The following is a 6,930-nucleotide window of genomic DNA, read 5'->3' on the forward strand; positions in this document are numbered from 1 at the left end:
TATCAACTACCTAAAAAAACATAGCGCATTTTGCCTACTTGTTACTATGTTTTTAAACCTATCGATTGTAACAGGGCAGGTAGGAATAAATACCACCATGCCCGCTTCCGGTGCATTATTGGATATTAACAGTCCCGATAAGGGGTTTTTAACACCTCGTGTAAGCCTTACAGGCACAGACGACACTACTACCATTACTCCTACAGCAACACCAGGCTTACTTGTTTACAATACTGTAACGGCCGGAGCACTGCCTGTTCAAGTCACCCCGGGTTTTTATTACTGGAGCGGCACCCAGTGGCTGCGATTTTATAACCGCGGCTACGGTATTAAGTTCGACCAATCATCACAAACTACCGCAAGCACACTGAGTTCTGTCTATACACCAATTACAGGTCTTGATACCGGTTTTATAAATGTACCTTATTCTGGCACCTATCAAATTAAGGTTGAAACGGCCTATGCCTGCGGAAATTTATCAAGCACCACTTCGGAAGGTGTAGGACAAGCCTCAATTAGTCTGAACATGACAACAGGCGTTGCGGGTGTACCTGTGCGAGTTAAGGAAAAATACGTAACCTCAACTTCCAAACGTGTTAATGGTGTCACCATGAATAGCTTACCCCAAAATACCACCATTATATATACAGTAGATCTCGACGTGCTCAATACGTACCGTTTTAATGTAACCGGACGAGAATGGTCGCGAAACAATGTAGGACTAGGAACATTCGGAAGAAACACAAATGGATATTCAGGGGCGAGTGGTGTTAACAATGCTCAACGCGGCTCCATATCTATTACGTTATTAAAACAACAGTAAATTCTAATAACCAATCACTGAATTTTACCATAAACGATTCAGTCGTAATTAAGTTATACACTATGAAATCTTTAAAAATTTCAATACAAATAATCCTGGTAGCAAGTTTTTCGTTACTCTGCACCCCAATTGTAAGTGCTCAAGTTGGAATCAATACCATAGCCCCAAGCACCTCTTCTGCTTTGGATGTTACAAGCACCAATAAAGGGTTTATGATGACTAAAATAGCCCTTACCGGAACAGACGACACCAGTACAATTACACCATCGCCAAGCACCGGACTTATTGTATACAATACGGCGACCGCTGGAAGCTCCGGTACTGAAGTTACTCCTGGTTTTTACTATTTCAATGGTTCTTCATGGAGACGATTTTACAATCAAGGATATACATTATCATACGAGCAAACTGCTGCGGTTACTGCCAGTACGTCAAATACCACCTATGTGGTGCTGCCAGGGCTTGATACAGGCGATATCACGGTTCCTTTTAGTGGCACTTATCAAATTAGAGTTGAAGGTTACTATGCTGCAGGAGATCTGATAAGTACAACCGGTGACGGTGCTGCACAGGGATCAATTAGCTTAGCTATGGCTTCGTCAAGTAGTGGCGGTGGCGGTGGCGGCGGTGGCGGTTGTGGTGGTGGAATCTCAGCCTATCCCTATAACGAAAGTTTTGAAAGCGGATTAGGTTTGTGGACGCAATCAGCTTCTGACGATCTTGATTGGACACGTGATTCTAACGGAACTCCAAGTGGCAACACCGGACCTTCATCTGCGTCCAACGGAACCTTTTATATGTATGTAGAAGCTTCCGGAAATGGTACCGGATATCCAAACATGCAGGCTATCTTAAATTCTCCGTGTTTTGATCTAACATCGGCACCGGCAGCTACTTTTAATTTTGATTATCATATGTACGGCGCTTCAGACATGGGTACTTTTGTACTAGAAATTAGCGATGATAACGGAAGTTCATGGACACCATTATGGTCTCAAACCGGAAATCAAGGTAATGCTTGGAGGTCTCAAAGTGTTAATCTGTCTGGGTATATAGGCGGGTCGGTTCAGTTACGTTTTAATAGAACGACCGGTTCTACATGGCAAGCAGATATCGCAATTGACAATGTGACGATGACTAATACATCCACTACCTCTTTTTCGACACTTAAAGAAACTTATCTAACCACTTCTTCAAAACGTTTAGGAAGCACAACAGTGAACAACTTAGCCCAAAGTGCCACTATAATACACAATATCAACTTGGACGCCGGGACTACGTACCGATTTGCAGTACGAGGAAGAGAATGGCTTGCCAACAATGTTGGTACGGGATCGTTTGGAAGAAACACCAATGGTTATTCCGGTAATAGCGTTAACGATGCCCAGCGCGGTACGATGACCATAAGTTTGATAAAACAATTCTAAAAAATTTGATAGACCCAAAATTTTAACTCTCTTATCATGAAAAAGCTTTTTTCAATTAAACTTTTATTAATCGCCCTATCGGTTACTATAACTGCTTCGGCTCAGGTAGTGATTGGTGAATCACCAGCAGGAGATCACTCCATAGATGACGGGGCTATTTTTCAACTTAAAAGTGATGACAAAGGATTGATGATCCCCCAAGTTGCCTTACAGTCCAGAACGGATATCACAACCATTTCACCTGCGTTGGTTGAAGGCTTATGGATCTATAACACCTCAAATCTTGGAACCGGACTAAATCGTGTTTCACCTGGTTTTTATTTTTGGAATGGATCGGTATGGGAAAAGATGTTCAATGAAGGTTTTACAACTCAATTTGAACAAACTGAAACCACACGTGCAGCCAATACATCTACCATATATACCATCCCGGGGCTAGACCAAAATTTTGTAGCTCCCTACACCGGGACTTATGAACTGCATGTAACAGGCTATATCGCCGCCGCCAACATGTCTAACACGGCCCACGAATCGACCGTACACGGATCTTACATGTTAGAAATAGATAACGTTAAAGTTGCCGAAAGTACTGTTAGCTCAAACACCAAAAGAGCTCCCACAAATGCTTTTCAAGCATTGGGTCGTCAAACCACTATCGTACATCATGTCAATTTAACCGAAGGAACCACATATAATATTCGGGTACGTGCTCGATTGTGGGATCATCAAAATGTTGACCCTAATAGTTTGAATGTTTCCGGTGTTTGTGGAGGACCAACCTCCGGTTATGCCTTTTTTGGAATTTGTTCCGGACCTTATAATGGGAACGACGGTCTAACAGACAATGCACAAGACACCTATTTAACCATAACATTATTACAACAACTTTAATTTAAAAATCTATAAGCAGTACTAATACCCCAAATCATTATGATGAACAGAACATACACAGCCCCCGCAAAAAAAATTAGTCTACTTATAGCTGTAGCTATTTTTGGATTATTCTCATGCAACCAGAAGGTCGAAGTTTCCGAAGAAGAAATAAAAATCGACCGATCACGAGATCATGAAGGAGATACTTTTTCTATAGTAGCATACGATCCCGTGACAGGCGAAATTGGAGGAGCAGGTTGTAGCTGTTACAGTGGACATATCAATTTTTTAAATGATATAATTCGTGACGGCAGCGGATCCTTACTAGGTGCAATCCACACCCAAGCCGCTTATAATGCTACAAATCAATCGCGTGCTCGAAATCGAATGCTCGCTGGGGATACGCCACAACAAATAATTAACTATATGCTTGCTAACGATGCTCAAGGAAATGGTGGGTCTAACCGCCAATATGGAATCGTTGGCATTGATGGATCTGGTGTAATTCGAACAGCAGGCCATACAGGTGGAGGCAATGGGAATTATGCAAACGATGTTCAAGGAACTGTATACTCTGTTCAAGGAAATATCTTAGACACATCTAACGGTCAAGATCTGCTAGAAGATATGGAGTCGATATTCAACAGTACTGACGGAACCTTAGCCGACAAACTAATGGGGGCTCTTCAGGCCGCGAAACGCGTTGGAGGAGATAACCGTTGTGCTGACGAAGGAAACAGCGGACGAGCTGCATTTATTCGAGTATTGCGACCAACTGACAATATTAATAACCCATATATAGATATATCGGTATACCCTAATATAGCACTCGTTGAGCCAATTGATGTATTACAATGCGATTATGACACGCAAGTTGGAAACACAGGATATTTCTGTCGAGAAACGGTAAATACATTCCCATATAGTATGGATTTTGAAGTAAAACCATGGGAACAAGAAGCAACATGTAGCACAAACAGCTCATGGATACGTAGTAGGTTTTCAACTCCAACCGCCGGCACTGGACCTTCTGGTGCTAGTCAGGGTACCCTATACAGCTTCATTGAGTCTAGCAATATTTCCGGACAAGGATTTAACAACCGCGCCATTATAGGCTCCCCTTGTTTTGATATTCCTGCTAATGCAAATCTACAGTTGTCCTTTGATTATCACATGAGTGGAAGCACTATGGGAACTTTAAATGTTACATTAAACGATGGGTCTGGATGGACCAATATTTGGTCTCGAACTGGGAATCAAGGTAATGCTTGGAACAGAGCTACAATCGATCTAACCGCCTATAACGGCACTAATATCAAGTTAAGAATAGATGGCACTACCGGAAATGGAGAAACGAGTGATATGGCTATCGATAATATTCGCCTCGCTGAACCTGTACCTGTCATTTGTTCAAGTCCGGTTAACAGTTTTCCATATTCTGAAAGTTATGAGGGTGGGATTGGGCTCTGGACTCAAGCAACTGGCGATGATGGAAATTGGATTGTAAACAATGGCACAACTCCGTCTAACGGAACAGGCCCTAGTCAAGCAAGTGAAGGAAATGACTATTTATATATAGAAGCTTCTTCTAATGGAACAAATGGAGAAATTGGTGCAAATTCTCAAGCCATATTAGAAAGTCCATGTTTTGACTTATCATTAGCAGCAGCTGCAACATTGGAATTCGATTATCACACATTTGGAACTGATATCGGCACAATAGAATTAGAAATTAGCACGATAGAAGGGGAATGGAATTCTTTATTCATCACTCCTGGAGTTAGTCAAGATCTGTGGATTACCCAAAGCATCGATTTAACTACCTACAATGACAATGTTAAGCTTCGTTTTATTGGGACAACCGGTAACGATTGGTCAAGTGATTTGGCCATAGACAATGTAAACTTAACCGTAACAGATTGTATAGGAATTACAAAAACGTGGAACGGAACCAATTGGATTCCAAGTGGCGCACCAACAGACACTAGTGCGGTTATTATCGATGGTGCTTACGATACAACCGCAGACGGAAATATTGAAGCTTGTACTTTAACAATAAATAATAGCACTACCCTAACTATTAGTCCAAACGACTACGTTCGCGTTAACGGTGATATTACGGTAAATGGTGATCTTATCATAGAACATCAAGGAAGCCTGGTCCAAGTTGAAGGCTCAGCTTCTGTCACAAAAGGACCAAGTGGCGTTATTAATGTTAAGGTTACCACACCAGTCTTGGAGCCCCGAGACTTAATGTTAATGGGCAGTCCCATGAGCGCAGAAACCCGTGAAGACGTATACACGAATGCGTTTTTAGTTTTAAACCACACACCAACAAACTTTTTACCGCACCCACTCGTACCTGCCGGCGGAACTAATTTTGCCGATGACAATGGAGATTTCTGGAACGAGCACAGTGGAGCGATCACTATTGGTGAAGGATATATTGTGAGACCACAAACAGGATACTCACATCCGAATACAGAGTCGTTTGACATGACCTATACCTTAGGAACCCTTAACAATGGTGATGTTACTAATGCCGTCGTATTTAATAATCTAACCGACAATCCGGATGGAACGCCTAATATGCTAGCAAATCCTTACGCTTCAGCAATTTCTGCCGATGATTTTATAAGTGCAAACCCATTGATCAATGAAATATACTTCTGGGAGCATTTAACGCCACCAAGCGCCAATTTCCCGGGTGCGAATTCCGGAATGAACTTTAGTATGGAAGACCTATCTATGTATAATCTTTCGGGTGGTAATGCTGCTGGTAATGATCCCGGTACGAGTACAGAACCTAATGGCGTGATTTCAACCGCTCAAGGTTTTGCCGTAAAGGTATTTGGTTCAGGCAATGTGACCTTTACTAACGACATGCGCCTTACTTCAGGAAATACAACACTGCGACAAAATGCAGATCCTTCAGAAATAGATCGTGTATGGTTAAAGGTTACAAATGACACCTATGGAATGGGAAGTAATACCATGGTAGCCTTCAATCCTACAGCTACTCCAGGCATTGACCCAGGATACGATAGTGAACGTATTTCGACCATTATCTCCTTGTATTCTCATCTTGAAGACGGAAGCCAAGAACTGGGAATACAAACTAGAGAAGCTTTTGAAGACGATATAAAGATCGCAATGGGATTTGCCACCATAGTAGATGCTGAAGAGCAGTATACAATTACATTAGCCGATCTTGAAGGTGACGCCGTTTCAAATGCAACTGTTCTTCTGTACGACACCTATGAGAATACTGTTACAAATTTAAATCAAGAGGCATACACCTTCCGAAGTAATAAAGGAACTTTTAACGGACGCTTTGTGCTTCAGTTTAAAAATGAACAAATCCTGGGTACACCGGAAACAGCTTTAGAGAACATCACACTATTTCCAAATCCGACCTCAAATCTACTGCGAATCAATTCACCTCAGCTTCAAATAGAAAAACTAATTCTATATGACCTGCAAGGGAGAAAAGTGCAACAGTTAAATGTGGAAGACCCAACGCAATATCAGCTAGATCTTTCAACATTAAAAACTGCAATTTATTTTGTGGAGATACATACAGAAAATGGTGTTATCACTAAAAGAGTAATTAAAAAGTAATATTTTTTACAATTGGTTATAAAGCCGTCTTCAGTATTTTCTGAAGACGGTTTTTGTTTGATATCTACTTAAAAACCAACGAACATAAAAATTATTTTCGACTTCTTTTGTAGGAAATTTTCTTACCAACTACTTGTTAACCATGTTTTTATACTATTTATCGAATTGTTTTAAAATTTTTTAGAA

General features: G+C 41.2%; 4 protein-coding genes. All 4 read left to right on the forward strand.

All coding sequences use genetic code 11. The features are described 5' to 3' along the window. A partial coding sequence (locus DWA30_RS10055; protein WP_498365826.1) for a phage tail-like protein occupies positions 1-823 on the forward strand: 823 nt, incomplete at its 5' end. A 62-nt stretch (positions 824-885) separates the two neighbouring features. Then, on the forward strand, positions 886-2,250 hold the full coding sequence (locus tag DWA30_RS10060; RefSeq protein ID WP_114492417.1) for a phage tail-like protein: 1,365 nt from the start codon (positions 886-888) through the stop codon (positions 2,248-2,250). 36 nt (positions 2,251-2,286) lie between these two features. Beyond that, the gene (locus DWA30_RS10065; protein ID WP_114492418.1) at positions 2,287-3,141 is read left to right on the forward strand and encodes a phage tail-like protein; all 855 of its coding nucleotides are present in this window, start codon (positions 2,287-2,289) and stop codon (positions 3,139-3,141) included. A 39-nt stretch (positions 3,142-3,180) separates the two neighbouring features. Next, positions 3,181-6,744: a RemA C-terminal-like gliding motility protein gene (locus DWA30_RS10070; RefSeq protein ID WP_114492419.1), complete on the forward strand. Its 3,564-nt coding sequence runs from the start codon at positions 3,181-3,183 to the stop codon at positions 6,742-6,744. Positions 6,745-6,930: the final 186 nt, after the last annotated feature.

It is taken from the genome of Candidatus Ulvibacter alkanivorans (assembly GCF_003333325.1).
GTDB classification, from domain to species: domain Bacteria; phylum Bacteroidota; class Bacteroidia; order Flavobacteriales; family Flavobacteriaceae; genus Ulvibacter_A; species Ulvibacter_A alkanivorans.

Bases quoted from the DNA above. Each gene is read 5' to 3' on its own strand.
- DWA30_RS10060 (WP_114492417.1), top strand. From the start codon at position 886: ATGAAATCTTTAAAAATTTCAATACAAATAATCCTGGTAGCAAGTTTT.
- DWA30_RS10065 (WP_114492418.1), top strand. From the start codon at position 2,287: ATGAAAAAGCTTTTTTCAATTAAACTTTTATTAATCGCCCTATCGGTT.
- DWA30_RS10070 (WP_114492419.1), top strand. From the start codon at position 3,181: ATGATGAACAGAACATACACAGCCCCCGCAAAAAAAATTAGTCTACTT.